The sequence below is a fragment of the Streptomyces sp. NPDC046977 genome (assembly GCF_040644455.1).
GTDB lineage: Bacteria > Actinomycetota > Actinomycetes > Streptomycetales > Streptomycetaceae > Actinacidiphila.
Genome location: NZ_JBEYWO010000004.1, coordinates 250694 through 277117, shown reverse-complemented (window position 1 = coordinate 277117; position 26424 = coordinate 250694). Strand labels below are relative to the sequence as shown.

Sequence of the window (26424 nt, the reverse complement as noted above, 5' to 3'; positions counted from 1 at the left end):
CAGGCGGCGAACTCATCGCGGTCCAGCCCGTCACCTCACCAGCTCCGCGATGTCCCCCGTCATCCAGATCAGCCGCTCGCCCTTGTGAACCGTCTCGTTCCGGCCGACCATGCCCATCCGCAGGTAGAAGCCCTCGGCGCGCGGCTCCGCGCCGACGCCGAGCACGCGCGCGCCGAGCGCGGCGGCCCGCCGGACCAGATCGCCCCACAGCAGGCGCCCGACACCCGTGCCGATGAACGGCCGGTCGACGAAGAACAGCCCGATCCCCAGGTAGTCCTCGTGTTCGTTGAGGGTGTAGAGGCCGATGGGGGCGCCGCCCCTGTCGGCGACCGTGGCGTGCCGGGTCGCGATGTCGGCCTGCGTGAGCTTCGGCGTCACGGCCGGAACGTCCTCCGCGCGGCCGCCCGTCCAGTGCGACTTCGACCGCAGGATCAGCGCGTCGAGGAACGGCAGTTCCGCGGGCCGGGCCGGGCGGATCGAGACACCCTCCATGCCACGAGGGTGGCACGGACCGGCCCTGGCGTCAGCCTGCCGGCCACGCTCCGGGAGCGCGTCACACGGTACGGCGCCGCCGACCGCGGAGGCGGCTCCGGACCCTCAACGTCCGCTATTGGTACGAACCTTGGGCCGCACAACCGTAGCGCGAGCACCCGTTCGCACAGTAGAAACTTCAAGCACGCTCGGCTTGCCGCGGACCGGGCGATCCCGGGCGATCCGTCGCCCGCGGTGTCCGGTCCCGGCGTCCCTGGGGAGGGGTGTCGCGATGACAGGGGGTCGGTCGTACCCGCCGAGAGAGCGCTCTCACCTCCCCATGGACCCGCCCGCCCCACCCACTTCGCTCCGCGCCGCCCAGCGGAAAGGACGAACTCCATGACGACCCTGCCTCCCGGCACCGCGGGTCACCCGTCCCAGCGCCCCGCCCGCCGCCGCCTCGGCCGGGTGTTCGCGCTCGCCGTCGTCCTGGCCACCTGTGTCATGACGACCGGAACAGCCGCCGTCGCCGGGCCTCCGGGCCCCGGCGCGGCGGACGCCGGCACGTCGGAACTCGGGCCCAATGTCACCGTCTTCGACCCGAGCATGCCGGTCGGCGACATCCAGGCGACCCTCGATGCCGCGAACGCCGCGCAGGTCGGCAACGAGATGGGCACGACGCGTCACGCGTACCTCTTCAAGCCCGGCACGTACGGCACGGCGCAGCACCCGCTCCAGGTCAAGGTCGGCTACTACACCGAGATCGCCGGCCTGGGCGCCTCGCCCACCGATGTCGTCATCAACGGCAAGGTGGAGGTCTACAACCGCTGCCTGGACGGCGGCGGAACGAGCAACTGCATCGCGCTGACCAACTTCTGGCGCACCCTGTCCAATCTGTCGATCAAGATCAACGCGACCGGTCAGGGCGGCTGCCAGGCGTCGGCGAACTTCTGGGCCGTCTCCCAGGCCGTGTCCATGCGCCGGCTGGACATCAGCGGGGGCAACCTCTCGCTGATGGACTACTGCAGCGCCGGTCCCCAGTACGCCAGCGGCGGCTTCATCGCCGACTCCAAGCTGCCCTCCGTCACCAGCGGATCGCAGCAGCAGTGGCTCACCCGCAACACCGAGATCGCCGGCTGGTCCAACGGCGTGTGGAACCAGGTCTTCTCCGGTGTCGTCGGCGCCCCGGCGGAGACCGGCTTCCCGAACCCGCCCTACACCACGCTCGACACCACCCCGGTGAGCCGCGAGAAGCCGTACCTGTTCGTCGGCACGGACGGGACGTACAACGTCCGCGTGCCGTCCGCCCAGAAGAACAGCCGTGGCGTCTCGTGGTCCGGCGGCCTCACGCCGGGCCGCACGATCCCGCTCGGCGACTTCTTCGTCGCGACCCCGTCGGACTCCGTGCACGACATGAACAAGGCGCTGTCGCAGGGCAGGAACCTGCTGCTCACACCCGGCGTGTACGACATCGCCTCGACCATCAGGATCAAGCGCGCCGACACCGTGGTCCTCGGCCTCGGGCACGCGACGCTCACCGCGGTCGACGGCGCGACCCCGATCCAGGTCTCCGACGTCCCCGGAACGGTCATCGCCGGTGTCACGATCGACGCGGGGACGAAGGAGTCCCCGGTGCTCCTGCAGGTGGGCAAGAAGCCCGGCAACAACCACAAGAGCTCGCCGGACGACCCGACGACCCTGTCCGACGTCTACTTCCGCGTCGGCGGTCCGCACGTGGGCAAGGCCGACGTCGCGCTCCAGGTCAACAGTGACGACGTCCTCATCGACCACACCTGGGTCTGGCGTGCCGACCACGGGGTGGAGGGCCTGACCGACACCCAGCGCTGGAACACCAACACCGGCCTCAACGGCGTCGTCGTCAACGGCGACCACGTGACCGCGACGGGCCTGTTCGTCGAGCACTTCCAGCAGCACAACACCGTCTGGAACGGCGACGACGGCACGACGGTCCTGTACCAGAACGAGTTGCCGTACGACCCGCCGACGCAGGCCGACTGGATGAACGGCGACACCGAGGGCTGGGCGGCCTACAAGGTCGACGACAGCGTCAGGACGCACCGCCTGTACGGCGGCGGCGCCTACGTCTACAACCCGAACAACCCGGCCGTCCACACCGAGAACGGCTTCGAGGTCCCCCAGACCCCGGGGGTCAGGCTGCACCACATCATGACCGTCAACCTCGGCGCCGGGACGCTCGACCACGTGGTCAACGGCCTGGGCGGTCCGGCGGACACGACGAGAGTCGGTTCGCCGGTGTACGTGACGGACTACCCCGCCCCGTAGGGCACCGCACAGGGGACCGCCCGCTCCGGTCGGCACCGGGGCGGGCGGTCCCTTCTCACGTCCCGTACGGGACGGAGGGCGACGACAGCTCCGTGCGCAGCTGCGCGATGCCCAGGTCGAGGACGGCCTCCAGGTGCGTGAGCGAGCCGGTGGCCATGAGGATCGAGACCCCGCCCTGGATGCCGGCGAGCAGGGCCGCGGCCGCCTGCTCGGCGTCCAGCGAGGCCGGGATCTCCCCCTGGTCCTGCATGCTGCGGATGCCGGCGGTGATGTCGGCCTGCCAGGCGGACAGCAGTTCCCGGGTCACGGCCTGCGCGCCGGGGGTCGTGCGGCTCAGTTCGGACGTGAGCACTCCCAGCGGGCAGCGCGGTCCCTGCTCGCGATAGCGGTCGACGACGGCGTCGCGCCACCGCTGCCAGGCCTGCCAGGAGCTGAGGTCGCCCAGGTGCGGCTGCTGGTCGGAGAGCACCCGGGCCGCCTCGTGGGACGCCACCGCGAGCAGCAGGTCCTCCCGGCCCCCGGGGAAGTAGTGGAAGAGCTGGCTCTTGCTGGTGGCGGTGTGCGCCCGGATGTCGTCCAGGGTCGTGTCGACGAGGCCCCGCTCGCGGATCACCGTGGCCGCCCCCTCGATGATCCGCTGCCGGGTGGCGGCGCCCTTGGCCGTGAGTCGTGACGTCATGGCGTCATTCTCCGCCCGGCTTTTTGGACACGCCAGTCCAATCCGCGGCGGGGGATCACTGCCCGCGCGGGGCGCGGACCGGGTGCTTGCTCATGATGGACACGCGGTTGAACGCGTTGATGGTGATGGCCACCCAGATCACCGCGGAGATCTCGTCGTCGGTCAGCACCTCGCGGGCACCGGCATAGGCCTCGTCCGCGGCGGCGGTGTCCGCCGGGGTGGTGGTCGCCTCGGCGAGTGCCAGCGCGGCGCGTTCCCGGGGGGTGAAGAGCTCCGTGTCCCGCCAGGCGGGCAGCACGCCCAGCCGCTGCGGGTCCTCGCCGGCGTGCAGCGCGGCCCTGGTGTGGGTGTGCAGGCAGTAGGCGCAGGCGTTGATCTGGGAGACGCGCAGATTGACCAGTTCCACGAGAGAGCGCTCGAGTCCGGCGTCCGTCGCGGCGCCCCGGATCGTCTCGGCGGCGTCCCGCATGGCGCGGTAGGACTGCGGTGTCTGCTTGTCGATGTATATCCGCCGGCCCTCGGTGGCCTGCGTCACCTCGCTCACCTGGGCTCCTTAGGGGTGCTCTGCGCGTTGTCCTCTACGATCGAGGATGATAGTTGAACGTGGAACTTTGCGCCGAGAGGGGCGTCACACAATGAGCAGTACCGAGGCCGACCTCACCGCACCGCACCCCGAGCCCGGTGCGGAGGGGAACGGGCAGTCGGCGTCGCCGATCGACGTCCTCACCCCGAGGAACGTCCCCCTCGGCGGCCCGCGCGCGATGACCGTGCGCCGGACGCTCCCGCAGCGGGCCCGGTCCTTCATCGGCGCCTGGTGCTTCGCCGACCACTACGGCCCGGACAACGTCGCCGACAGCGGCGGCATGGACGTGGCACCGCACCCCCACACCGGTCTGCAGACCGTCAGCTGGCTCTTCAGCGGCGAGATCGAGCACCGGGACAGCCTGGGCACCCTCGCGTACGTGCGCCCGGGCGAGCTCAACCTGATGACCGGCGGCCACGGCATCTGCCACTCCGAGGTCTCGACGCCCTCGACCACCGTCCTGCACGGCGTCCAGCTGTGGGTGGCGCTGCCCGAGGCCGACCGGAACGCGCCCAGCGCCTTCCAGCACCATGTCCCGCGTCCCGTCGCCCTCGACGGCGGCGAGGTGCGGGTCTTCCTCGGCTCCCTGGCCGGCGACACCTCGCCCGTTCCCACCCACACCCCGCTGCTCGGCGCCGAACTCACGCTGCTCCCGCACGCGACCGTCACCCTCGCCGTCGACCCCGCCTTCGAGCACGGCGTGCTCGTGGACCGGGGCGAGGTGCTGATGGCCGGAACGGCGCTGCGCCGTGCCGAACTGGGCTACCTCGAACCCGGCCACGCGACGCTGACCCTGACCAACACCGGCGACACCCCGGCCCGGACGGTGCTGCTCGGCGGGACCCCGTTCGGGGAGCAGATCGTGATGTGGTGGAACTTCATCGGGCGTTCGCACCAGGACATCGCGGAGGCGCGCGAGGCGTGGGAGAACGCCGACGGCCGCTTCGGCGCGGTCGAGGGCTACCCCGGTGACCGCCTCCCGGCCCCCGTACTCCCCAACGCCACCCTGGCACCGCGCGGCAACCCGCCCCTCAGGCAAGGCGCCTGACGAGGCCTCACGCAACGCGGCGGGGCCTGGCAGGCCCCGGCGCGTGCGTTCCGCAGCACGCTCAGGCGGTGGCCTCGTCGAGGAGTTCCAGCACGTGCCGGTAGGGGCGGCCGGTGGCTTGGCTCATGCCCATCTCGCAGGTGCGGTTGCAGGAGGCGTACGCGTCGTACGTGCCCGCGGTGATCTCGGCGGCCTGTGCGGCGGTGGCCGACGCGGTGATCTCCGGGTGCAGCAGGCCGCGGTCGCCCGCGAACGCGCAGCAGCCCCAGTTGTCCGCCACCGTGACCTCGTCGCTCACGGCGGCCGCGACGGTGCGCAGGGCGCCGTCGATGCCCAGGTGCGCGGTGGAGCAGGTCGGGTGCAGGGCGAGGCTGCCCAGGCGCCGCGGCTCGGGCAGGGCCGGGAGCAGGTGTTCGGCGGTGAAGGCCACGCTGTCCACGAAGCGCAGCGCTGAGAAGCGGGCCCGGTCGGACTCCGGCAGGGCGCCGGGCAGTTGCTCCAGTCCGTGCGTGCAGGACGAGGCGTCGCTGACCACGGGCAGCCGGCCGTGGTCGCTCGCCTCCCAGAGCACGTCCAGGGTCCGCTCGGCCATGGTGCGGTGCCCGTCGGTGTAGCCCTTGGACTGCCAGGGGGTGCCGCAGCACAGGCCCGCCAGCCGGTCGGGGACGGTCACGGCGACACCCGCGCGCTCGCACAGCCGCAGGAAGGCCGCCGCGGAGCCCGCCGACCCGTCGGAGGGCCCCTCCGGGGCGAAGACGCTGCCGATGCACGCGGCGAAGAACACCGCCCGGGCGCCTTCGGGCCGCCGCCCCGCGGGACGGGCCGGTCCGCCCTTGGGGATGTCGCCGGCCCAGGCGGGGACGAGCTCGGCCGCGCCGAGCCGCCGGATCGCGCCGGTGGCGGCGCGCAGGGCCGGGTCGGGCAGGACGTGGGCGGTGTTCAGCGCGGCCCGCACGCCCTTGACCGCGGTCCCCCAGTGCCGGGCCGTGGCAGCCCCGGCCCGCTGCGCGGCGGGCCCGTGGCGTTCGGAGCGCAGGCGCTTCATGACCGCGCCGGTGTCGATGGTGACGGGGCAGGCCGTGACGCACAGGCTGTCGGCGGCGCAGCTGTCGACGGCGGCGTAGGCGTAGTCGGCCTCCAGGGCGCGGCGGCGTTCCTCGTCGCCGGCCGCGGTGGCGAGCGCGATCTCCCGGCTCAGCGCGATGCGCTGCCGGGGCGTCGTGGTCGCGTCGGCGGTGGGGCAGACGGGCTCGCAGTAGCCGCACTCCACGCAGGCGTCCACGGCGGGGTCGACCTGCGGGACGCTCTTGAGGCTGCGCAGGTGCGCGGCCGGGTCGTCCTCCAGGAGAACGCCGGGGTTGAGCACGTTGTGCGGGTCGCACAGGCGCTTGACCTCGCGCATGACGTCGTACAGTTCGTCGCCGTACTGGCGGCGCACGAAGGGCGCCATGGCGCGGCCGGTGCCGTGCTCGGCCTTGAGGGTGCCGCCGGCGTCCAGGACGAGGTCGACCATGGCGTCGGTGAACCGGGCGTAGCGCTCGGTCTCCGCGGCGGAGTCGAAGTCCTGGGTGAGCATGAAGTGCAGGTTGCCGTCGCGCGCGTGGCCGAAGATCACCGCGTCCTGGTAGCCGTGCCGGTCGAACAGGCCGATCAGTCCCTCGCAGGTGCCGGTCAGCCGCTCCATGGGCACCGCGATGTCCTCCAGCAGGGCCGTGGTGCCGGGGCGGCGGGCGCCCGCGACCGCGGTGTACAGGCCCTTGCGCAGGTGCCACAGCCGGGCCCTGACCCGGGGGTCGCGGACGAGCGCCGTCCCGGTGACGGCGGGCAGGCGGTCCAGGACCGGCTGCGCGTCCGCCACCCGCGCATCCAGCAGTTCCGCGCTGTCCTCCGCGAACTCGACCAGCAGGGCGGCGTGTCCCTCCACCCGCAGTCCGCGCAGTTCCTCCACGGGATCCGGGGACTGCTGGGCGACGCGCAGCGACGCCGCGTCGAGGAGTTCGGCGGTACGGGCACCGGCGGCCAGCAGCGCGGGCAGGGCGTCGGTGGCCTCCGCGAGCCCGGGCAGCACCAGCAGGCCGGTGGCGGCGTGCGGCAGGAGGGGCACGGTACGGAAGACCGCCTCCCCGACGAAGCCGAGGGTGCCCTCGCTGCCGATCATCAGGTGGGCGAGGATGTCGGCCGCGCCGGAGTGGTCGAGGAACGAGTTGAGCCCGTATCCCATGGTGTTCTTCATCGCGAACAGCCGCTCGACGGTGGCGCGCGAGGCCGCCGAGGCGCGGACGCGGTCGCGCAGCCGCAGCAGCCCCGCGTGGAGTTCGGGCTCCCGGGCGCGCAGCGCCTCGTCCGCGTCGGGGGCCGCGGTGTCGACCACGGTGCCGGAGGGCAGCACGAACTGCAGGGACTCCATGGTGCGGTAGGCGTTGTCCCGCGTACCGCAGTTCATGCCGCTGGAATTGTTGGCGACGAGCCCGCCGATGGTGCAGGCGCTCTCGCTGGCCGGGTCGGGGCCGAGCCTGCGGCCGTACCGGGCAAGCCGCGCATTGGCCTGACGTACCGTCAGACCCGGTTGCAGCCGGATGCGTTGCCCCTCGTCCAGCACCTCCGCGCTGCGCCAGTGGCTGCGGACGTCCACCAGGATCCCGTCGCCGCCCGCCTGCCCCGCCAGGCTGGTGCCGCCCGAGCGCAGCGTCAGCGGCAGGCCCGCCGCCCGCGCCCCGGCCATCAGCGCGCCCACCTCGGCGGCGGACGCGGCCCGGACGACGGCCTGCGGGGTGAACAGGTACGGCGACGCGTCGTGGGCGGCCGCGACCCTGCGGGGCACGTCGGTGGTGACCCTGGCCGGGTCGCCGACGCACGAGGCCAGGAGCCCGGCCAGATCGGGGGCCCGGTCCGCGGTGGACGGCGCGGTGGAGGGTGCGGCAGCGGCGGAGTGGCTCATGGGTCCTCGGGGGCTCGGGTCCTCGGGTGCGGGGACGGACGGCGGTGGCGCGACCGGGCGGTCAGTGGGCGGGGCCGGTGACGCGCATCAGGCGGGGCGCCCGCTCGGCGGGCTCGGGCAGGCGCAGCGGCGACAGCCCGGGGGTGATACTGCCGAGCAGCGTGGCCCGGCGGGCGCCGGTGCCCGAGGGCAGGGCGCCGGGCAGGCCGTTGACGGTCAGGAAGCCCAGCACCGCGAACGCCAGGGCCTCCTTGGCGTCCGACGGTATGCCCAGGTCGTCACTGGGGCGCAGCGGCACGCCCGGCAGCTCCCCGGCGATCATGTCCATCAGGACCGGGTTGCGGACGCCGCCGCCGGAGACGACCAGTTCGGTGACGCCGTGGGCGCGGCAGGCGTCGGCCACGGTGACGGCGGTCAGCCGGGTCAGGGTGGCCAGGACGTCCTCGGGTCCGGGGGCGGCGACAGGCAGCGCATCGAGGGCCCGCAGCAGATAGGGCAGGTGGAAGAGTTCCTTGCCGGTGCTCTTCGGGGCGGGCCTGCGGTAGTAGGGGTCGTCCAGGAGCAGGGCGAGGAGTTCGGGGCTGGTGCGGCCGGCGGCGGCCCGGCGCCCGTCCTCGTCGTAGGCCGCCGCCCCGTCGGTGAAGTGCCGCACGGCGGCGTCCAGCAGCGCGTTGGCGGGCCCGGTGTCGAAGGCCAGTGGCTCGGCGCCGGGCGCGACGACGGTCACATTGGCGATACCGCCGAGGTTCAGCGCGGCGGGGGTGCCGGGCAGCCCGCGCAGCAGCAGGGTGTCCGTCATGCCGACCAGCGGGGCGCCCTGGCCGCCCGCGGCGACGTCGCGGCTGCGCAGGTCGGAGACGACCGGGAGGCCCGTGGCCTCGGCGATCCAGGCGGGTTGGCCGAGTTGGAGGGTGCCGCGGACGGTGCCCTCCTCGACCCAGTGGTGCACGGTCTGGCCGTGCGAGACCACGAGGTCGGCCGCGCCGTCGCACAGTTCGCGCAGGGCGCGCCCGGCGGCGCCGGCGAAGGCCTGGCCGATGCCGGTGTCGAGGGCGCAGATGTCCTGCGTGGTCGTGGACGCGGGGGGCAGGGTGGCGGCGATGAGGTCGCGCAGGTCTTCGGGGTAGTCGGCGGAGAGGTGCCCGAGCGGCCGCAGCAGCAGGGTGTCGCCGTCCAGGTCGAGGTCGGCGGCGGCCGCCTCGATGGCGTCGTAGGAGGTGCCTGACATGAGGCCGATCACACGCACGGTGCCTCCTGACGCGGGTGCCGCGGGCCGGGCCGGTTCGGCATGACTGACTTCTCCCTGTGCTGGTCCTGAACGGGGGCGGTGCGGGGCCGCCGCGGTGGGCGGCCCCGCACCTCATGGGTGGTGCGTGCTCACTCCCGGCCGGCGACCGCCGCGACGCGGTCCGGGCCCGGGCCGGACTCGCCGTCGTCGCCCGCGGGCAGCGCGGCGGTCTCGGGGGCCCGGTGGAACAGGCTCATCAGGCCGCCGACCACCAGGGTGACCACCACGCCGATGGGCACCAGCCACTGGGCGGCGATCGCCGTCGGCACGGTCGCGCCGGCCACGGTGACGTCGATCTTCACCCCGCGCACGATGTACGTCATCACACCCACCGTGACCAGGAACGCCACGATGGAGTCGATCTCGTTGGCCCGCCGGACGAGCCGTCCGAGCAGGAACGCTCCGAGCAGGGCGCCGTAGGTGTAGCCCGCGATGGTCAGACCGGTGAGGTAGACGTTGCCCGTGTTCGCGCTGAAGGCGCAGGCGAAGACGGCCATGAGCACCGCCCACACCAGGGTCATCACCCGGGCGAGCTTGAGCAGGTTCTCCTCGGAGGGCGAGCTGCGGAAGAAGCTGTGGATGATGTCCGACACCGTCGAGTTCGACATCGAGTTCAGCGCGGAGGACAGCGAGCCCATCGCGGCGCCGAGGATGCCGGCCACGAGCAGACCGGAGATCACCACGGGCAGGCCGTGCAGGATGAAGTTCGGGTAGAGGTTGTCGGAGCTGGCCAGACCCAGGTCCGCGAAGCCCTTGCCCTTGTTGTAGGACCACAGGAGCGCGCCGACCAGCGAGAAGGCCGCGAACTGGACGGTGACGAAGACACCGGAGGCGATCATGGCCTTCTGGCCGTCGCGCAGGGTGCGGGTGGTCAGGATGCGCTGGACGATCAGCTGGTCCGAGCCGTGGCTCGCCATCGCGAAGATCGCGCCGCCGATGATCGCCGTCGGAAGGGCGAACGGGCTGGTGAGGATGTGCGCGAAGTCGAAGTTGGTGTCGAAGAGCTTGAAGTGGCCCGAGTGCAGGGCGTCGGAGAAGCCGGAGCCGCCGACGTGGCCGGAGAGCACGGCGATGGCGAGGATCGCACCGCCCAGGTACAGGCCCATCTGGATGGCGTCGGTCCAGATGACCGCCTTGATGCCGCCCAGGTAGGTGTAGATCACGGTGATCACCGTGAGCACGACGATGATGACGCGGTAGTCGGCGTGCACACCGAACTCGTCCAGCAGCAGCTTGATCGGGATCGCCGAGGCGAACAGCCGGACGCCCTCGGCCAGGAGCCGGGTGAAGACGAACGTCACCGAGGCGAGGCCCTGCAGTTTCAGCCCGAATCTGCTGCCCAGGTACTGGTAGGCGCTGACGAATCCACCGCGCTTGTACAGGGGGATCAGCACGGTGGCCACGATCACGCGGCCGATCACGTAGCCGAGGGCGAGCTCGACGTTGCCGAAGCCCTGTCCGCTGTAGGCGCCGCCGGGCACGCTGATGACGGTGAGCACGCTGGTCTCGGTCGCCACCACGGAGAACGAGACGGTCCACCACGGCATGTGGCCTTCGCCGACGAAGTAGTCCTTCGACGTTTTCTGCCGTCCGGCCTTCCGCAGTCCGATCACGGCGATCGCGATCAGATAGACAACGACCACCACAAGGTCGAGTTGGCGCACGCTCACTCCTGAATAACGGCCGGCGAGGTCACCGGCAGGGTGGGGACAGTGGGGAGGTCGGTCGTCCGCCGTACACGGGCGACGTGGGGTTCGTGCGGTGCCGAGGCGTCGAGCGCCAGCAGGCGCGCGCCGTCCAGCGGATCCCCGAGCGGGGGGCGCACGAGGAGGGGGCGCGGGGAACCGCCGAGTGCCGCGGTGAGCGGCCCGGTGAGCGGTTCGCCGAGACCGGTCAGGCCGCCGGTGACGGTGACCGGGAGTGCGTCGTCGCCGGCGATCCGGCGTGCGGCCGTGAGCACGGCCTCGCCGAGCGCGGCGGCGGCGTCCGTGATGATCGTCGCGGCGATGCCGTCGCCCGCGGCGGCGGCGCGGGCCACCTCCGGGGCGAAGGACGCGGCGGTACGGGCCGGGTTGCCGTCCCTGCCGAGGGCCGCGGGCAGCCGGTCGGGGTCGCCGAAGCGTCCGACGGCGGCGGCCAGCAGCGCGGTGTGCGGTCCGCGTCCGTCGTGGGCGCGGAGCGCGGCGCGCAGTCCCGCGGCGCCGATCCAGGCGCCGCTGCCCTCGTCGCCGAGCCAGGGTCCCCAGCCGTCGACACGGGCGAACGATCCGTCGTCCCCGATGCCGATGGCGACGGAACCGGTGCCGATCGCCAGCACCACGCCGGTGCGGCCGCCCAGGGCGCCCGCGTGAGCGGTCACGGCGTCGCTGGTGACGGCCACCTCGTCGGTGGGCAGGTCGTCGAGGAGCAGTCCTGCCAGGGCGCGGGCCGCCTCGGGGGCGGTGGCCGCCCCGGCGGCGCCGACGCAGACCGCGTCGAGCCGGCCGCCATGTCCGTCCTCGAGGAGCGGGAGGAGCGGGAGGACGGCGGCACGCACCGCCGCGCGGGCCGCGGCCACGCCGTTCTCGGCGGCGAGTCCGGGGGCCCCGGGCACCTCGTGGACGTCGTGGGCGACTCCGGTGTCACTGGTACCGCCGGTCCACAGCACGGCACGGCAACCGGTCTTGCCCAGGTCCACCGCCACTGCTGCTGTCATTCGGCACGCCTTCGTGTCTGCAGGGATCCGACGCGTCGGGCGGTCACGGGACAGCCGGAGGGCCGGGTGACCGGCGCGGATCGCGGTGCAGCGAGTATCGGAAGGCCGACCTCCGTATGTCAATAAGTAACTTCGCGTAATGACTTTCGTAAGTTTTTGACGCACCACTGATGCAGGGTTAATGTGGCGCCCACCCCACAGGAGGGACCGCCCCCATGGCCCGCCAGGAACCACCCCGCGCACCGGCTCAGCAGCCGGCACCCCCGGCGGACGACGCCTCCGCCGTCGGCACCCTGGCGCGCATCCGTGCGGCCCTTCCGTCGCTGGCTCCTTCGGAACGCCGGGTGGCGGACGCGGTCCTGGCCGACCCGGCGCAGGCGAGCGAGCTGTCCATCAGCGCCCTGGGCGAGCGGGCGAACACCTCCGTCGCCACCGTGATGCGCTTCTGCCGGGCGATAGGCATCACGAACTACCCGCAGCTGCGCCTGGCGCTGGCCGCGGCCGCCGCCCGCGAGGACGCGCTCGGCGGCGAGCGCCCGGCACCGGGCACCGACATCAGCGCCACCGACACGCTCGACCAGATCGTCAGCAAGATCGTCTACAACGAGATCCGCGCCCTGGAGGACTCCGGCGCCGAACTCGACATCGAGGTGCTGGCCCGCGCGGTCGACGCCGTCGCGGGCGCCCGCCGGGTCGACATCTTCGGCATCGGCGCCAGCGCGTTCGTCGGCCAGGACCTGCACCAGAAGCTGCACCGCATCGGCCACATGGCCTTCATCTGGACCGACCGGCACGCCGCCCTCACCGCGACCGCCCTGCTCGGCCCCGGTGACGTGGCCCTGGCCATCTCCCACTCCGGGGAGACCGAGGACACCGTCGAGCCGCTCCAGGCCGCCGCCGAACGCGGTGCCACCACCATCGCCCTCACCAACGTCGCGCGCTCCTCCCTCGCGGAGAGCGCCGACCTCGTGCTGACGACATGCGCCCGGGAGACCCCCTTCCGGTCCGGCGCGACCGTCAGCCGCATCGCCCAACTCGCGCTCATCGACTGCCTGTTCGTCGGCGTGGCCCAGCGTTCCTACGACGCCACGACCGCCGCGCTGCAGAAGACCTACGGGGCGGTCCAGCGCCGCAAACGCCCTCAGCCGCCGCGCCGCACCCCGGCCGCCGACTGACCGCCGGCCCTCCCCCAGCACCACCCCTGAGCACCACCCCTGAAAGGACGACCGCGCCGTGGACCTCAGCACACTCGGCACCCTCGGTACCGAGATCCGTAACGACCGGACCGCCGAACTGGACCGCATGCCGGTCTCCGAACTGCTCTCGGTCATGAACGCCGAGGACCAGACCGTCGCCCTCGCGGTGCGGGACGCGCTCCCGCAGATCGGCGACGCCGTCGAGGCGATCACGCACTCCCTGCGGCGCGGCGGCCGGCTGATCTACATCGGCGCCGGCACCAGCGGCCGGATCGGCCTGCTCGACGCGGTCGAGTGCCCGCCCACCTTCGGCACCCCGCCGGAGCAGGTCGTGGGTCTGCTCGCGGGTGGCCCGGGGGCGTTCATCGTCGCCGTCGAAGGTGCCGAGGACGAGCCGGCGCGGGCGGTCGCGGACCTCGACGAGATCGGCGTGAACGAGCGGGACACGGTCGTCGGCCTCGCCGCGAGCGGCCGCACGCCGTACGTGGTCGGCGGACTGCAGCACGCCGCCGCCGCGGGCGCCGTCACGGTGTCGGTGGCCTGCAACCGCGACGCTCTCGTCAGCCGCTACGCCGACATCCCCATCGAGGTTGTCACCGGCCCCGAGGTCCTCACCGGCTCCACCCGCCTCAAGGGCGGCACCGCCGAGAAGATGGTCTGCAACATGCTCTCGACCGCCTCGATGGTGCGTCTGGGCAAGGTCTACGGGAACCTCATGGTCGACATGCGGGCGACCAACGGCAAGCTCGTCGACCGGGCCCGCCGCATGGTGTCCCAGGCCACCGGCGCCGACGCGGACTCCGTCGCCCGGGCCCTCGACGCCGCGGGCGGCCACGCCAAGACCGCCATCGTCATGCTCCTCGCCGGCTTCACCGCCGAGGAGGCCGCCCAGCGTCTCGCCCAGGCGGAGGGCGACACGCGGACGGCCGTCGGACACTCCTGACGTACCTGACACGCCAGGAGCCGCACGCCGTGCGGGCGTCCCCGCAAGCCGGGGCGCCCGCACGGTCGTGCACCGCGGCGCGCCGCGATGCGGAACGTCACCGACCCGACGCGCGCACGTCAGTGACGGCCCGCAGGACCTCGGCGCGCCGGGCGTGCGCACGCTCGTAGCCCTCGATCCACGCCAGTTCCGTCGGCGACAGGCCGCGCAGCCGGCCGGCGATCTCCCCCGTGGACAACCGGCCGTAGCGGGCGATGGGCAGCGCCTCCTCCCGGCTCGCGGCGCCCTGCGCGTTGTCGGCCACCTGCCGCACCCCGGCCAGGCCCGCCACCACCCAGTCCCCGGTCGCGCGGTTCCACAGGGCCGTGGCCTTGCGGGCGACCGCGCCCAGAACGCCCCCGAGCGGCGCCTTGCCGCCGCCGTCGGCGAGGGCCGCGGCGTGTTCGGTCAGACTGGCCCCCAGGATCTGCAGGACCTGCTGGTTCTCGCGGCGCAGGGAAGCGAACAGCTCCAGCGCGACGTCGTCATGGGCGTGGGCGGCGACGGTCTCCCCCGCCTGGCTGCCGGCCAGGGCGCGGGCGGTGATGCCGTACTCGTCGGCCGTGTTCCTCAGCAGCCGCTTCTCGTCGGCCGGCCCGCGCCCGCGCAGCACGGCCGCGCCCATCCGCGAGGCCATGACCAGGGGCATCCGTCCCACCAGGGCGGCGTCCTGAGCGATCCGCCGGGCGGGGCCCAGCAGGTCCGTACGCACCCGGCGCCCCCGCAGCCGCTGGAGGCAGCCGTCCATCACCGCCATGCAGGCCTGCGCGTAGGCCACATGGTCCTCCAGCACCTGCCGGTGCGGCCCCGCCGGGGTGACCGCCAGATCCGCCACGAAGCGCTCGATCACGGCGGAATGGGCCCGCCGGGCATCCTCCAGCACGGACGTGAGGGCATCGGTCGTTGCAGCCATCGCAGGTCCTCGAATGCGTCGTGAGGCGGGCCGTCGGCACACCGGCCGCCGCCCCGAGGGGCCCGCGCTGCCGGCTCCGCTCCATCCTGCGGGCAGCCATGGCAATCCGCGCGGCGAGCGCGCGCACGGCTCGCGGCGTCAGTCGACGGACATGCCGTCCCGCAGCCGGGGAAGCACCTCCGCGCGGTAGAAGTCGAAGAACTGCTTCTGGTCGGGGCCGATCTGACTGACGTAGACCTCGTCGAAACCGGCCTCGGAGTAGGCCCTGACCGCCGCGACATGGTCCCCGGTCGCATCGCCGCAGACGACCGCGTCGGCGACCATGTCCTCGGTGACCAGGCCGGCCGCCTGCTCGAAGTGCTCCGGGGTGGGGAGGATCTGGGCCAGTTCGCCCGGAAGCTGCTCGCTGGGCCACAGCCGGTGCGCGGTCTTCACCGCGCGCGCCCGGTCGGTGTCCCAGCACACCTTCAGTCCGCCGATGACCGGCTTGCCCCCGCCGCCGGCCCGCCGGAACTGCTCCACCAGCGTCGCGTCGGGTGTCATCGTCACGAAACCGTCCCCGATACGGCCGGCCAGCGCCGCGGCCTCGGGCCCGAAGCCGGAGACGTACAGCGGGACCGGCTCCGCGGGGAGGGTGTACAGGCGGGCGTTCTGCACGGTGTAGTGCGTGCCGTGGTGGGTGACGCGCTCCCCGGTGGAGAGCTTCCTGATGACCTGCACGGCCTCTTCGAGCATCTGGAGGCGCTCCGCGGCCTCGGGCCAGGCGCCGCCGAGGATGTGCTCGTTGAGGGCCTCACCGCTCCCCAGGCCGAAGCGGAACCGGCCACCGGTCAGGACGGCCGCCGTCGCGGCGGCCTGGGCGTTGATCGCCGGATGCACGCGGACCGTGGGGCAGGTGACCAGTGTGGTGATCGGCAGCGACGTCACCTGGGACAGGGCTCCGATCATGGACCAGACGAACGGGCTCTGCCCCTGCTCGTCGTTCCACGGGTGGAAGTGGTCGGAGACGGCCAGCCCCTCAAAACCGGCCTGCTCGGCCATGCGGGCCTGGTCGAGCAGTTCCGCTGGGGTGAACTCCTCGGAGGAGAGGAAGTATCCGTAGGCGGTCATGCGTATCCCTTCCGGCAGGTTGAAGACCAGACGGGACCGGGTCGGCGAGAGTGCTCCCCCACGGGCGCCCGAGTGCGCCGCTTCCGTGGCCCCACCCGATTCTCCCCACGGGGCGTGCTCGCGGGCGCAGGCACGCTACGGGCGCGGTCCGGTTAGGCCGCAGGGGTCAGGGACAGCCGCCCGCGACCCCCTCCGCTCCGCGCGCCATCTCCCCATGTTTGCGGAGGCTTTCAGTGGTCAGACGAACCCAGAGCACACGACGTCGACGCCAGGGAAGGTGACAGCATGGCCGGCAACGAGAAGGCCAGGGCCAAGACCGAGCAGACCGTCGGCAAGGTCAAGAAGACCGCCGGTGAGGCCGTGGGCAACGAACGGCTGACGGCCGAGGGCCGCGCCGAGGAGGCCATCGGCGACGCCCGTGAGGCCAAGGAGAAGATCAAGGACATCGGCCGGCACTGACCGCCGGCTCACGGAGTTCATCGCGTTGGGGGCGGCCTCCGCAGGGGGCCGCCCCCCACGCGTGCCCGGATCCCGGCGCCCGCGCGGCGCGAGGTGCCGCCGATGGGGTGAAAGCGCGGGGCGGCCCGCCGCGCCAGGTGGGCACGTCACCCCCGGTCGACTTCAGTGGAGGCAGCGCACCGGTGTCATCGTCGCTGTCGGTGCGCATCGCGGAGCCCGTCAGGCCGTCACAACCCCGAGCGGGCTCCGCGCCTGATCACCGCTCCCCGGAACATGCCCCGTGCGTACGGCAATGCCGCGCCCGCCGGGTCCGGTTGGGCCCTCCTCCGCCCTCCCGCGGACGTGAGCCGGTCGCGGGCCCGATGCCTGATCGTGCTTCACCCGCACACGTGACACGGGCGACGCCGCGCGCCGACCCCGGGCGGCCCTCGGGGACAGGCGCTCCTCGCGGAGGATCAGCCGCGGCGCCCAGGGGGACGCGCGCCGAGACGGGGCGGCAACAGCAAAGGCAAGGAGAGAGCTCTCCTTGCCACTCTCAACTTATAGCGCACTGGGGGGCTTGCGGCAAGGCCCCGGTCGTGCCGCAGAATCGTCGGCCGACGTCAGAACGTGCGGAGATGAGGGTGCGTGCGGGATCAGCAGGGCGACAAGGCAAGCAGGGACGAGTACGTGCTGGGTCTTCAGGAGGTCGACGAGACGCAGGTCGCGGTCGTCGGCGGCAAGGGAGCGCACCTGGGCGGGCTGTCGCGGATCGAGGGCGTCCGTGTGCCCGACGGCTTCTGCGTGACGACGGCCGCTTTCCGGCGGCTCATGGCGGACGTACCGTCGCTCGGCGACCGGCTCGACGAGCTGTCGCGCGTGGACCCGGACGACCGGGCGGCGATCAGGACGCTCAGCGCGGCGATCCGCCGGGCCGTCGAGGAGACCGCCGTCCCGGACGGTCTCGCGGCGGCGATCACCGACGCGGTCGCCGGGCTCGGTGAGCAGGCGGCGTACGCCGTCCGGTCCAGTGCGACGGCGGAGGACCTGCCGACGGCCTCCTTCGCCGGCCAGCAGGACACCTATCTGAACGTCGTGGGGCCGGCGGAGATCCTGCGGCACGTCAGGCGCTGCTGGGCCTCGCTGTTCACCGAGCGGGCCGTGACCTACCGCCGGCGCAACGGCATCGACCACCGCACGGTCCACATGGCCGTGGTGGTGCAGCGGATGGTCTTCCCGGATGCGGCCGGCGTTCTGTTCACGGCCGATCCCGTCACCGGCAACCGGAAGGTCGCCACCGTGGACGCGGGCTTCGGTCTCGGGGAGGCCCTGGTCTCCGGACTGGTCAACCCGGACGTCTTCACGGTGCGGAACGGCGAGGTCGTGGCCAGGACGATCGCCGCCAAGGAGCGTGCCGTGCAGCCCCTTCCGGCGGGCGGTACGCAGGAAGTCGCGATCGACGCGCGGCGGCAGGAGCAGCCGGCGCTGACGGACCCGCAGGCGGTGCGGCTCGTGGAGCTCGGGCGGCGGATCGAGGCGCACTTCGGCCGCCCGCAGGACATCGAGTGGTGCCTGGTCGACGACGGTTTCCGGATCGTCCAGAGCCGGCCGATCACGACGCTGTTCCCCGTTCCGGAGGCCGGCGACGAGGAGAACCACGTCTATGTCTCCGTCGGCCACCAGCAGATGATGACCGACCCCATGAAGCCCCTGGGGTACTCCATGTGGCAGCTGACGGCCATGGCGCCGATGCACGAGGCCGGCGGGAGGCTGTTCGTCGACGCCACCCGGCGCCTGGCCTCCCCCGCGAGCCGCGCCGCCCTCCTGGACGTCATGGGGAAGGGGGATCCCCTGGTCAGGGACGCCCTGGAAACCGTCCTCGACCGGGGCGACTTCGTCCCGTCGCTCCCGGACCCGGCCCCGGCTCCCGGCGGGACGCCGGCCGGGGGCACGCCCGAGCCGATCGGGAACGATCCGGTCGTCGTCACCGACCTGATCGAGCGCAGCCGGGCGTCCGTCGCCGCCCTGGAGCGCGACATCCGGGCGAAGACCGGACCGGCGCTGTTCGACTTCCTGCTGGAGGCCTTCGCGGAGCACAAGCGGGCCCTCGGTGATCCCTTGAGCATGCAGGCGATCATGGCGGGGATGGAGGCCACCTGGTGGCTCAACGACAGGCTGCAGGAGTGGCTGGGCGAGAAGAACGCGGCCGACACGCTCACGCTGTCCGCCCCCGACAACATCACGTCGGAGATGGGACTGGCGCTGCTCGACGTCGCGGACGTCGTCCGCCCGCACGCCGAGGTGGTGGCGTTCCTCCAGGGCGCCTTGGACGAGGGCTTCCTGGACGAACTGCCCAAGGTCCCCGGCGGGACCGAGGCGCGCGACGCCGTCGAGGCCTACCTCGACCGGTACGGCATGCGCTGCGTCGGCGAGATCGACATCACCAGGCCTCGCTGGCGCGAACGCCCCACCGCCCTCGTGCCCGTGATCCTCGACAACGTCAGGAACTTCGAGCCCGGCGCGGCCGGGCGGCGCTTCGAGGAGGGGCGGCGGAAGGCGGAGGAGAAGGAACGGGACGTGCTGTCGCGTCTGCGGGCCCTGCCGGACGGGGAGCGGAAGGCCGACGAGGCGAAGTGGATGATCGACCGGGTCCGTACCTTCATCGGCTACCGGGAGTACCCGAAGTACGGCATCGTCAGCCGCTACTTCGTCTACAAGCAGGCCCTGATGGGCGAGGCCGAGCGCCTCGTGCGGGAGGGTGTGCTGCCGGAGAAGGAGGACGTCTTCTGGCTGACGTTCCAGGAGTTCCACGAGGCGGTGCGCTCCCGGCGGGTGGACGGCGGGCTCATCCGGCAGCGCAAGGAGGCGTTCCGCTCGTACGCCGCGCTCACACCGCCCCGGGTGCTCACCTCGGACGGCGAGGCCCTGAGCGGGGCCTACCGGCGCGACGACGTACCGGCCGGCGCCCTCACCGGTCTGCCGGTGTCCGCCGGGACCGTCGAGGGCAGGGCCCGCGTCGTCCTCGACATCGGGGACGCCGACCTCGCAGCGGGCGACATCCTGGTCACCACCTTCACGGACCCGAGCTGGTCGCCGCTGTTCGTCGGCATCGCGGGACTGGTGACGGAGGTGGGCGGCCTGATGACGCACGGCGCGGTGATCGCCCGGGAGTACGGCCTGCCGGCCGTCGTGGGCGTGGAGAGCGCCACCCGGCTGATCCGGGACAGGCAGCGGATCCGCGTGCACGGGACCGACGGGTACGTCGAGATCCTGTCCTGACCGGCGGCGCGGGCCGTGGCCGGGTCCGGGGGCCGGGATCCGGGCGTCAGACGGCGACGGCCTCGCCGATCTCCTCCTCGGCCTCCCGCTCCACCGGGGGCAGCGGGGCGGGCGGCGCACCGGCCCGGCGGGTGCGTCGTTCCGCCGCGTCCGCCGCGGCCAGGGCGACGAGTCCGGCACCGAGCCACAGGACCAGCGAGGTGACCCGGCCGGCCAGGCCGGCGCCGGAGGGGAAGTAGAGGATGCTGCGGACGCCCTCGACGAAGCCCGCGCCGTTCCAGAAGGCGTGGAGGGCGCCGAAGAAGCCGTTCTGGAGTTCGGGGCGGAAGATGCCGCCCGAGGTGGTGAAGTTGAGCATGACGAAGAGGGCCATCATCGTCAGGGTGGTCCACCGCTTGAGGAAGGTGTGCAGGCCGACGCCGATGGCGATGATGCCCGCCGAGTAGAGCCAGGCCATGGCCCACACGGCGGCGAGGTCGTGGTCGACGATGTCGAACACCGGCCCCGCGAGCACGGTGCCGATGAAGCTCACCACCAGTGAGGTCGCCAGGCCGATGGCGGCGCGGGTCCACAGCCGCAGCGCGGCGCCGGCCGCGCCGATGGCGGCGACGCTGGCGTAGGAGCCGATGCTGATGGTGACCAGGACGAAGAAGAGCCCCTGCCCTGTCGGGTCGCCGTGCGAGGTGGGCGCGACGTCCGTGACGTCCAGGGCGGTCCCCTTGCGGTCGGCCACCAGGCGGAAGACGGTCTCGGCGGCCGTCGCGGTCGTGTCGGAGTTGGCCTTGGCGACCAGCAGCCGCGGATGGTCCGCGGACGGCAGGTAGGCGCCGGCCAGGTCGCGGTCCATCAGCTGGTGCACGGCGGCGCCACGCGTGGGGACGGTCGTGACGTCCAGCGCGTCGCCGGCCTTGTCCTTGAGGGTCTGCGCGAGGACCTGCGCGCGCGGCCCGGTCCCGACGACCGCCACCTTCATCCCGTGCGGCTCGGGGGCGTGAAAGGCACCCAGGTAGGCAAGGCCCATGCCCAGGCACATCAGCAGCGGTGTCACCAGGTGGAGAACGATGTGCCCCACGCTGTGGCGCGGGCCGGGGGCCGCGTGGGCGTGGGCCCCTCCCGAAGCGGCGGCGGCCGAGGATGCGGTCATGGGGAACGTACCTCTCGATGTGATTGGTAAATACAACCTTCTTTCTTGTATAGTACATCTACATGGAGGAGGCCCGGATGCCCGCACGCGAGAGCGCCATCGACACGATCCAGCGCGAACTCACCGCGTTCGCCCGCCGCGCCCGCACGCGCGCCGCGCAGATCCACCCCGAACTGTCACTGGTGGCGTACGGCATGCTCGACTACATGACGGAGCGCGGCGGCTGCCGCGGCACCGACCTGGCCTCGCACTTCCTGCTCGACAAGTCCACCGTCAGCCGCCAGACCGCGGTGCTGGAGCGCGCCGGCCTGATCGTGCGCGCCGCCGACCCGAACGACCAGCGCGGGCAGATCCTCCGCCCCTCCGAACAGGGCCTGCGCCTGCTGGCCGAGGCCAATGAGCGCCGCCGGCAGGCCTTCGCCGGACGCTTCGCCGACTGGGACGACACGGACGTGCAGCAGCTGGCCGACCACCTCCAGCGCTACAACGCGGCCGACTGACCCCTCACGCAGAGCGACGCCGTTCAGGCCCGCAGTGTCGGTGTGTGACGGGGCCACGGCCTGCCGGATCCGCCGGGCGGGCGGATCCGGCCGCGTCAGCGACGCCTGCCGTGCGGGGGCACGGCGGCCCTCACGCCGGTGCGGAAGTGCGGCGCAGCATGAACCAGAACGTCGGGAAGGGGTTCGTGCCGGGGGTCACGTCGGTCAGGTGCCACCCGGCGAACCTGGTGCGGAGTTCGTCCGCGGTGACGCCGGGGACCGGGTCGTCCAGGGCTCCGGGGCCGTAGCCGAACATCAGCAGGCGCGCTCCCTCCGCGGCCCGCTTCGTGAGGCCGGCCGCGTAGGCGTCGCGGCGGTGCGGGGGGATGCCGCAGTAGCAGCTCAGGTCGAAGAAGAGGTCGTACGGGCCGGGCACGCCCACCTCGTCGAGCCGGGTGGCGTCCCCGCACAGCACCGCGACGTCCACCCCCGCCGCGTCGGCCTTCTCGCGGGCCTGCCGGACCGCGCGGTCGACCAGGTCGACGGCCTCGACGTGCCAGCCGTGCCGGGCCAGGTACACCGCGTTGGTCCCGGTGCCGCAGCCGAGTTCGAGGGCGCGGCCGGGCGGGACCGCGGCCGGGCCCTCCACGAGGGCGATCAGTTCGGGCGGCGTGACACCGCTGTCCCACGGTGGCTTGCCGTCCCGGTAGTAGTCCTCCAACGCGCGGCGCAGGGCCGCCTCTTGGTCGAGTTCCGCAGCGGTCCGAGGTTCGCTCACGACTGCCCTCCAGAAATCTAGAGTCCAACTCTAGTGACTGACTCCAGAGATAGACTTCCCCCATGGACGCGGTCAAGGGTTCCGGCCAACGCACCGTCAAACTCCCCGACAAGCGGGCCGAACGCTCGCGGCGCACCCGCGAGAGGATCGTCGCGGCGGCGCGGGAGTTGTTCGTCGCGCAGGGGTACGGGGCGACGAGCCTTCAGGAGGTCGCCGACCACGCAGGGGTGGCCGTGCAGACCGTCTACTTCGTGTTCCGCAACAAGCGCACGCTGTTCAAGGACGTCGTCGACACGTCCATCGCCGGCGACGCGGAACCGGTCGCCACGATGGACCGGCCCTGGTTCCGCGCGGCGTGCGCCGAGCCCACTGCCGCCGCTCAACTGCACGCCCACGTACGGGGCGTCGGCGGGATCCTCGGCCGGGTCGGCCCGATCATGCCGCTGATCGCGGCCGCCGCGGCCACCGACCCGCAGATCGCCGCGGAGTGGGCCGCCGACCCGGATCCGCGGTACACCGTCCAGTACGCCGCCGCGGAGGCGCTGGTCGCCAAGCCCGACGTCCGCCCCGGCATCGATGCGGCCCGCGCCGCCGACCTGCTGTACGGGCTGCTCAGCCCCGAGCTGTACCTGATCTTCGTGCGTGACCGGGGCTGGCCCCCCGGGACCTGGGAGGAATGGGCCCGCGCAGCGCTCACCGCCGACCTCTGCATCGTCCCGGAGTAGCCGCGCTCGGCACCACACACCCCAGACATCCGATCTACTCCCGTGAGAGCGCCCCGATGCTGGGTCTATCGTGCCGAAATCACGGACTAAATAGGGACAATACCCGCACCGGCCACAAGAAAGGTCGGACTAATTTGGTCTCCAGGCGTTGACGTGCCCAAGGCGAGTTGATTATTTATGAATACTTCTCGTGGGCTCCCCGCAACCCCCTGGAAAGGACCCCTTGCCGTGTCCGCTTCCTCCCGCCGCGACTTCCTCCGCATCGCCGGCGTCACCAGCGGAGGTATCGCCCTGTCGGGCGGCCTCTACCCGTTCGCCGCACACGCCGCCCCCGCCCGCCCGACCAGCGTGGACCTCGTTCCCGACGGCCAGGCCACGACGCTCTGGTACCGCACGCCCGCCAACGAGGGACGGATCATCCAGGAGGCCCTGCCGGTCGGCAACGGCCGGATGGGCGCGCTGACCGGCTGCGACCCGGCGGACGACTTCCTCTACCTGACCGACGGCGCGTTCTGGACCGGCGGCGCCAACGACACCCCGACCGACGACGGGCAACTCCCCTACGGTCCGGACGACTTCGGCAGCTTCGGCCTGCTCGCCAAGCTCCGGATCGCGCTGCCCGGCCACTCCGGTGACGCGGTCACCAAGTACCGCCGCCAGCTCGACCTGAGCAACGGCGTGGTCTCGGCGACGTACCTCCACAACGGCAACGTCCACCGCCGCGAGGTCTACGCCAGCCACCCGGACGACGTCGTCGTCATCCGCCTCTCCGGCGGCCCGCACACCGGCACCGTCTCCCTGGCCGGCACCCACGGCGAGACGACCACGGGCGGCGGCGGCCAACTCGCCTTCAACGGCACGCTGAAGAACGGCCTGCGCTACGCCGCCGCGGTGACCGCGGTCAGTTCCACGGGCCGGGTCAGTGTGGACGGCGACAAGCTGTCCTTCGCCGGCTGCCGTGAGCTGCTGATCGTGGTGTGCGGCGGCACCGACTACTCCCCCGACGCCGCGAAGGACTTCCGCGAGCCGGGCACCGATCCCCTGGCCGTGGCCCGCGCCAAGGTCACCGCCGCGGCGAAGGTCTCCGGCAACGCGCTGCTGCGGACGCACGTCTCCGACTACCAGCGGCTCTACAACCGGTTCGCCATCGACCTGGGCGAGTCGTCGGCGCTGCAGCGCTCCCTGGACTCGTGGTCGCGCATCGCCGTCAGGTACACCGACGCGACGACGCCCGACCCGGAACTGGAGGCCGCGTACGTCCAGTACGGCCGCTACCTGACGATCACCGGCTCCCGCGACTGGCTGCCGATGAACCTGCAGGGCATCTGGGTGCACAACAACAACCCGGACTGGTACGCCGATTACCACACCGACATCAACATCCAGATGAACTACTGGCTCGCCGACCCGGCGGGCCTGGGCGAGAACTCCCTCGCCCTCGCCCGGTACTGCGTGTCCCAGCTGCCCGTCTGGACCGACGTCACCAAGCGGCTGTTCAACAGCGACCGCAACCGGTTCCGCAACAGCTCGGGGAAGATCGCCGGCTGGGCGGTCGCGTTCTCCACCAACATCCACGGCGGCAGCGGCTGGGCCTGGCACCCCTCAGGCAACGCCTGGCTGTGCAACTCGCTCTGGCGGCACTACGAGTACAGCCAGGACCGGGAGTACCTGGAGCTGATCTACCCCGTCCTCAAGGGCGCGGCGGAGTTCTGGCAGGCGCGGCTGATCACGACCACCGTCAAGGACGAGGACGGGACGTCGCGCGAGGTCCTGATCGACGACACCTCCTGGTCGCCCGAGCACGGCCCGGACGGGAAGGGCAACACCTACGGCCAGGAACTGGCGTGGGAGCTCTTCGAGGAGTTCAAGACCGCCTCCCGCGTACTCAACCGGGACACCGGGATGGCCGCCGAGCTGGACGCGATGCAGGCCAGGCTCTACCTGCCCCGGGTGAGCCCGAAGACCGGCTGGCTCGAGGAGTGGATGACCCCCGACAACCTCGGCGAGGTGACGCACCGTCACCTGTCCCCGCTCATCGGCTTCTACCCGGGCGACAGGATCGCCTCCGACACCGCTGCGCCGGCGCTGCTCGACGGGGTGCGCGCGCTGCTGACGGCCCGTGGCATGGACAGTTACGGCTGGGCGTGCGCATGGCGCTCGCTGTGCTGGTCCCGGCTGAAGGACGCCGAGAAGGCCTACCAGCTCTATCTGACCGTGCTGCGGCCGTCCATCACGAACAGCAACGGCACCTCGGCCAACTGGTTCGACATGTACAGCCAGGGCAGCTACACGATCTTCCAGATCGACGCGAACCTGGGCGGTGCCACCGCGGCGCTGGAGATGATCCTCTACTCGCGGCCGGGCGTCATCGAGCTGCTGCCCGCGCTCCCCGACGCCTGGGCGGCGAAGGGGTCGGTGACCGGGGTCGGCGCCCGCGGCGGCTTCGAGGTGGACCTCGCCTGGCGCAACGGCAAGGTGACCGAGGCGACCGTCCGCAGCACCGGCGGAACCACGACCGAGCTGCGCGCGGGCGCCTTCCGCAAGCAGCTCACCGTCAAGCCGGGGAAGTCCGTGACGGTACGGATCCCGTAGCGTCCCCGGCGGGTACGGGGGGGGTGTGCTCCGGTCGGTCGGAGCACACCCCCTCGGCCGTCGCGGCCAGAGCATGCGAGCCGATGCGGTCGGCCGGGGCGTGGGCTCAGCCCAGCGGGGGGCCGATATCCAGATCTTCAGCGAGCTTGCCCGCAAGAGCCGGGGCGAGCGCGGGGACGTACCGATCCGCCCAGAGCTCAACGAGAGAGAGAAAGCCGCTCAGCTCGGTGTGCACGGTCTGAAGCATGCCCAGCAGGTCAGCAGTGGGTATTTCGATGGGCTGCGCATCGGCGCTGTCGGCCCACAGCCGCACGAGCGAGCCGGCGTGCTCGACTCGCGGCGTGGGATCGTGACCGAGCCAGGGCTCATCACCGCCCGCGAGGGAAAGCCACTCTCTCCAGTCCTCCAGCCCGGAACAGCAACCCGGAACCACGACAGCGCCACTATCGGTGTCGCGAACCCGCAGGCCGCCCGGCGCGATGACTCGTTCGACTTCGGTCACACGGCGAACCTGCTCGACGGCGTCGATCGCCGGGGTGTCGTTGCCCGAAGCCGCCGCGTTGTAGTTCGTCAAGGTGGCCATGGTCGCCCCGACCTCGAGCGCCGACAGGTGCGGGGAGAGGCCAAGGAACCGGTAGGCGGGCACGTCGGCAACGGGCCACAGCCCGAAGTCCGCGATGTCACCGATCTCCAGCACGGCATCCATGATCAGCACCGCTCCAGTGTCGCTGCCGGCGCGAGGCAGCGCCTCATATCATCTGTACGGGCCGGATCCGCCGCCC

General features: G+C 72.4%; 21 protein-coding genes. 9 read left to right on the top strand and 12 right to left on the bottom strand.

Annotated elements, in window-relative coordinates; translation table 11 throughout:
* Positions 1-30: 30 nt before the first annotated feature.
* A complete protein-coding gene (locus tag ABZ883_RS08645) occupies positions 31-492 on the bottom strand; it encodes a GNAT family N-acetyltransferase (RefSeq protein WP_360903695.1) in 462 nt (153 codons plus the stop codon).
* 378 nt (positions 493-870) lie between these two features.
* On the opposite strand from ABZ883_RS08645, the gene ABZ883_RS08640 reads away from it, so the two are divergent.
* The gene (locus ABZ883_RS08640) at positions 871-2775 is read left to right on the top strand and encodes a hypothetical protein (protein ID WP_360903692.1); all 1905 of its coding nucleotides are present in this window, start codon (positions 871-873) and stop codon (positions 2773-2775) included.
* Positions 2776-2830: 55 nt separating this feature from the next.
* Here ABZ883_RS08640 and ABZ883_RS08635 read toward each other — a convergent pair whose 3' ends face one another.
* Both ABZ883_RS08635 and ABZ883_RS08630 read right to left on the bottom strand, forming a co-directional pair.
* Complete coding sequence (locus tag ABZ883_RS08635) at positions 2831-3454, bottom strand: TetR/AcrR family transcriptional regulator (RefSeq protein WP_360903689.1); 624 nt, start codon at positions 3452-3454, stop codon at positions 2831-2833.
* A 55-nt stretch (positions 3455-3509) separates the two neighbouring features.
* Positions 3510-3998 carry a carboxymuconolactone decarboxylase family protein gene (locus ABZ883_RS08630; protein WP_360903686.1) on the bottom strand — a complete coding sequence of 163 codons (489 nt, stop codon included), beginning with the start codon at positions 3996-3998 and terminating at the stop codon, positions 3510-3512.
* Positions 3999-4089: 91 nt separating this feature from the next.
* On the opposite strand from ABZ883_RS08630, the gene ABZ883_RS08625 reads away from it, so the two are divergent.
* Complete coding sequence (locus tag ABZ883_RS08625) at positions 4090-5085, top strand: pirin family protein (RefSeq protein ID WP_360903683.1); 996 nt, start codon at positions 4090-4092, stop codon at positions 5083-5085.
* A gap of 61 nt (positions 5086-5146) precedes the next feature.
* Here the strand turns inward: ABZ883_RS08625 and ABZ883_RS08620 are convergent, their stop codons facing one another.
* The 4 genes from ABZ883_RS08620 to ABZ883_RS08605 form a co-directional block, all read right to left on the bottom strand.
* Positions 5147-8023: an FAD-binding and (Fe-S)-binding domain-containing protein gene (locus tag ABZ883_RS08620; RefSeq protein WP_360903680.1), complete on the bottom strand. Its 2877-nt coding sequence runs from the start codon at positions 8021-8023 to the stop codon at positions 5147-5149.
* 61 nt (positions 8024-8084) lie between these two features.
* Complete coding sequence (locus ABZ883_RS08615; protein WP_360903678.1) at positions 8085-9269, bottom strand: anhydro-N-acetylmuramic acid kinase; 1185 nt, start codon at positions 9267-9269, stop codon at positions 8085-8087.
* A 131-nt stretch (positions 9270-9400) separates the two neighbouring features.
* The gene (locus tag ABZ883_RS08610) at positions 9401-10975 is read right to left on the bottom strand and encodes a sodium:solute symporter (protein ID WP_360903675.1); all 1575 of its coding nucleotides are present in this window, start codon (positions 10973-10975) and stop codon (positions 9401-9403) included.
* A gap of 2 nt (positions 10976-10977) precedes the next feature.
* Positions 10978-12006 carry a BadF/BadG/BcrA/BcrD ATPase family protein gene (locus ABZ883_RS08605; RefSeq protein WP_360903672.1) on the bottom strand — a complete coding sequence of 343 codons (1029 nt, stop codon included), beginning with the start codon at positions 12004-12006 and terminating at the stop codon, positions 10978-10980.
* 215 nt (positions 12007-12221) lie between these two features.
* Here ABZ883_RS08605 and ABZ883_RS08600 point away from each other — a divergent pair, with 215 nt between their 5' ends.
* Both ABZ883_RS08600 and murQ read left to right on the top strand, forming a co-directional pair.
* Positions 12222-13181, top strand: coding sequence for a MurR/RpiR family transcriptional regulator (locus ABZ883_RS08600; protein ID WP_360903669.1), 960 nt, complete (start codon positions 12222-12224; stop codon positions 13179-13181).
* Between the two features lie 58 nt (positions 13182-13239).
* Positions 13240-14145: an N-acetylmuramic acid 6-phosphate etherase gene (gene murQ, locus ABZ883_RS08595; RefSeq protein WP_360903666.1), complete on the top strand. Its 906-nt coding sequence runs from the start codon at positions 13240-13242 to the stop codon at positions 14143-14145.
* 97 nt (positions 14146-14242) lie between these two features.
* Here murQ and ABZ883_RS08590 read toward each other — a convergent pair whose 3' ends face one another.
* Both ABZ883_RS08590 and ABZ883_RS08585 read right to left on the bottom strand, forming a co-directional pair.
* Positions 14243-15097: a hypothetical protein gene (locus tag ABZ883_RS08590; protein ID WP_360903663.1), complete on the bottom strand. Its 855-nt coding sequence runs from the start codon at positions 15095-15097 to the stop codon at positions 14243-14245.
* A gap of 138 nt (positions 15098-15235) precedes the next feature.
* The gene (locus ABZ883_RS08585) at positions 15236-16207 is read right to left on the bottom strand and encodes a TIGR03557 family F420-dependent LLM class oxidoreductase (protein ID WP_360903660.1); all 972 of its coding nucleotides are present in this window, start codon (positions 16205-16207) and stop codon (positions 15236-15238) included.
* Positions 16208-16492: 285 nt separating this feature from the next.
* Here ABZ883_RS08585 and ABZ883_RS08580 point away from each other — a divergent pair, with 285 nt between their 5' ends.
* On the top strand, positions 16493-16666 hold the full coding sequence (locus ABZ883_RS08580) for a CsbD family protein (protein WP_360903657.1): 174 nt from the start codon (positions 16493-16495) through the stop codon (positions 16664-16666).
* A 627-nt stretch (positions 16667-17293) separates the two neighbouring features.
* A complete protein-coding gene (gene rph / locus ABZ883_RS08575) occupies positions 17294-19924 on the top strand; it encodes a rifamycin-inactivating phosphotransferase (RefSeq protein WP_360903654.1) in 2631 nt (876 codons plus the stop codon).
* A 46-nt stretch (positions 19925-19970) separates the two neighbouring features.
* Here the strand turns inward: rph and ABZ883_RS08570 are convergent, their stop codons facing one another.
* Positions 19971-21068 (bottom strand): hypothetical protein, encoded by a 1098-nt coding sequence (locus ABZ883_RS08570; RefSeq protein ID WP_360903651.1) that lies wholly within the window; start codon positions 21066-21068, stop codon positions 19971-19973.
* Positions 21069-21145: 77 nt separating this feature from the next.
* Between ABZ883_RS08570 and ABZ883_RS08565 the strand changes: the two genes are divergently transcribed.
* Positions 21146-21568: a MarR family transcriptional regulator gene (locus ABZ883_RS08565; RefSeq protein ID WP_360903648.1), complete on the top strand. Its 423-nt coding sequence runs from the start codon at positions 21146-21148 to the stop codon at positions 21566-21568.
* Between the two features lie 130 nt (positions 21569-21698).
* Here ABZ883_RS08565 and ABZ883_RS08560 read toward each other — a convergent pair whose 3' ends face one another.
* On the bottom strand, positions 21699-22325 hold the full coding sequence (locus tag ABZ883_RS08560; RefSeq protein WP_360903645.1) for a methyltransferase domain-containing protein: 627 nt from the start codon (positions 22323-22325) through the stop codon (positions 21699-21701).
* A 62-nt stretch (positions 22326-22387) separates the two neighbouring features.
* Here ABZ883_RS08560 and ABZ883_RS08555 point away from each other — a divergent pair, with 62 nt between their 5' ends.
* Positions 22388-23050: a helix-turn-helix domain-containing protein gene (locus tag ABZ883_RS08555; RefSeq protein ID WP_360903642.1), complete on the top strand. Its 663-nt coding sequence runs from the start codon at positions 22388-22390 to the stop codon at positions 23048-23050.
* A 228-nt stretch (positions 23051-23278) separates the two neighbouring features.
* Positions 23279-25642 carry a glycoside hydrolase N-terminal domain-containing protein gene (locus tag ABZ883_RS08550; RefSeq protein ID WP_360903639.1) on the top strand — a complete coding sequence of 788 codons (2364 nt, stop codon included), beginning with the start codon at positions 23279-23281 and terminating at the stop codon, positions 25640-25642.
* 106 nt (positions 25643-25748) lie between these two features.
* Here the strand turns inward: ABZ883_RS08550 and ABZ883_RS08545 are convergent, their stop codons facing one another.
* On the bottom strand, positions 25749-26348 hold the full coding sequence (locus ABZ883_RS08545) for a hypothetical protein (RefSeq protein WP_360904060.1): 600 nt from the start codon (positions 26346-26348) through the stop codon (positions 25749-25751).
* Positions 26349-26424 lie beyond the last annotated feature (76 nt).

Excerpts from the sequence above, each read along its gene's own strand:
- ABZ883_RS08645 (WP_360903695.1), bottom strand. The coding sequence starts at position 492 with ATGGAGGGTGTCTCGATCCGCCCGGCCCGGCCCGCGGAACTGCCGTTC.
- ABZ883_RS08640 (WP_360903692.1), top strand. The coding sequence starts at position 871 with ATGACGACCCTGCCTCCCGGCACCGCGGGTCACCCGTCCCAGCGCCCC.
- ABZ883_RS08635 (WP_360903689.1), bottom strand. The coding sequence starts at position 3,454 with ATGACGTCACGACTCACGGCCAAGGGCGCCGCCACCCGGCAGCGGATC.
- ABZ883_RS08625 (WP_360903683.1), top strand. The coding sequence starts at position 4,090 with ATGAGCAGTACCGAGGCCGACCTCACCGCACCGCACCCCGAGCCCGGT.
- ABZ883_RS08620 (WP_360903680.1), bottom strand. The coding sequence starts at position 8,023 with ATGAGCCACTCCGCCGCTGCCGCACCCTCCACCGCGCCGTCCACCGCG.
- ABZ883_RS08605 (WP_360903672.1), bottom strand. The coding sequence starts at position 12,006 with ATGACAGCAGCAGTGGCGGTGGACCTGGGCAAGACCGGTTGCCGTGCC.
- ABZ883_RS08600 (WP_360903669.1), top strand. The coding sequence starts at position 12,222 with ATGGCCCGCCAGGAACCACCCCGCGCACCGGCTCAGCAGCCGGCACCC.
- ABZ883_RS08590 (WP_360903663.1), bottom strand. The coding sequence starts at position 15,097 with ATGGCTGCAACGACCGATGCCCTCACGTCCGTGCTGGAGGATGCCCGG.
- ABZ883_RS08585 (WP_360903660.1), bottom strand. The coding sequence starts at position 16,207 with ATGACCGCCTACGGATACTTCCTCTCCTCCGAGGAGTTCACCCCAGCG.
- ABZ883_RS08580 (WP_360903657.1), top strand. The coding sequence starts at position 16,493 with ATGGCCGGCAACGAGAAGGCCAGGGCCAAGACCGAGCAGACCGTCGGC.
- ABZ883_RS08570 (WP_360903651.1), bottom strand. The coding sequence starts at position 21,068 with ATGACCGCATCCTCGGCCGCCGCCGCTTCGGGAGGGGCCCACGCCCAC.
- ABZ883_RS08565 (WP_360903648.1), top strand. The coding sequence starts at position 21,146 with ATGCCCGCACGCGAGAGCGCCATCGACACGATCCAGCGCGAACTCACC.
- ABZ883_RS08555 (WP_360903642.1), top strand. The coding sequence starts at position 22,388 with ATGGACGCGGTCAAGGGTTCCGGCCAACGCACCGTCAAACTCCCCGAC.
- ABZ883_RS08545 (WP_360904060.1), bottom strand. The coding sequence starts at position 26,348 with ATGGATGCCGTGCTGGAGATCGGTGACATCGCGGACTTCGGGCTGTGG.